The sequence below is a fragment of the Bradyrhizobium tropiciagri genome (genome assembly GCF_001189845.1).
GTDB classification, from domain to species: domain Bacteria; phylum Pseudomonadota; class Alphaproteobacteria; order Rhizobiales; family Xanthobacteraceae; genus Bradyrhizobium; species Bradyrhizobium tropiciagri.
Genome location: NZ_LFLZ01000181.1, coordinates 1 through 917, shown reverse-complemented (window position 1 = coordinate 917; position 917 = coordinate 1). Strand labels below are relative to the sequence as shown.

The following is a 917-nucleotide window of genomic DNA, read 5'->3' as shown; positions in this document are numbered from 1 at the left end:
CCATGTTGGCGAGTTGGTGGCGGTCGCTGCCCACGTTCGTGACGTCGTGAGCCACAATGAGATGATGCTGGGTATCTACTGCAACCTGCACGTTGTAGCCAACGATGCCAGTGTCCTTGCCACTTGTCGCCATCGAGCGGGCGTCGGGATCGGAGAGCGAGATCTGCTTGTCCTCGCTCTTCATCATCTTCGCGTTGATCGCGTTGAGCCGGACGATCTCTTCCTTGAGCTTCTCGATCTTGCCCTTCAACCGCTCAACCTTCGCTCCTGGCACCGCATCGCCGTGCCGATCGGCGGTTTCAAGCTGAGAGAGGTAGCGGGCGATGCTCTCATCGATCCGCTCAAAACGCCTCTTCATCTTGGCCTCGGTGAAGTTCTTGTCGCGTGCATTGACAGCCTTGAACTTTGATCCGTCAATGGCAACGCTCGCTTCACTGAACAGATCAAGCTTGCGGCACAGCGCGACGAACTCGCGACAGACCTCACGAATGGCCTTGCCATTGTCCTTGCGGAAGTCCGCAATGGTCTTGAAGTCAGGTGCCAGCCGCCCGGTCAACCAGATCATCTCGACATTGCGCTGGCATTCCCGCTCCAGGCGCCGGCTCGACGGAATCCGATTAAGATAGCCGTAGACGTAGAGCTTGAGCATAGTGCTGGGGTGATAGCTGGGTCGGCCGGTTTCGAGTGGCTGGACACCGACGAACCCGAGCTTCTCGAGATCGAGACTGTCGACGAACACATCGACCGCTCGCACCGGGTTTTCCTCGGTCACATAGTCATCGAGAGATGCCGGGAACAGTGCGCTCTGCCCGCGATCGATCCCTTCAACAAAGCGCTTCATCGGCTGCCCCGCAAATCGCAGGGAATCCTAACCCGCGAATCGCGGAAAACAGAGCGTTTTCACACAGCCTGGGCCA

1 protein-coding gene is annotated in these 917 nt (G+C 58.2%); it reads right to left on the bottom strand.

The genetic code is table 11. From position 1 onward, the window contains the following. Positions 1-841 (bottom strand): transposase (locus AKN84_RS44310; protein WP_162240948.1); only part of this gene is annotated, 841 nt, incomplete at its 3' end. Positions 842-917 lie beyond the last annotated feature (76 nt).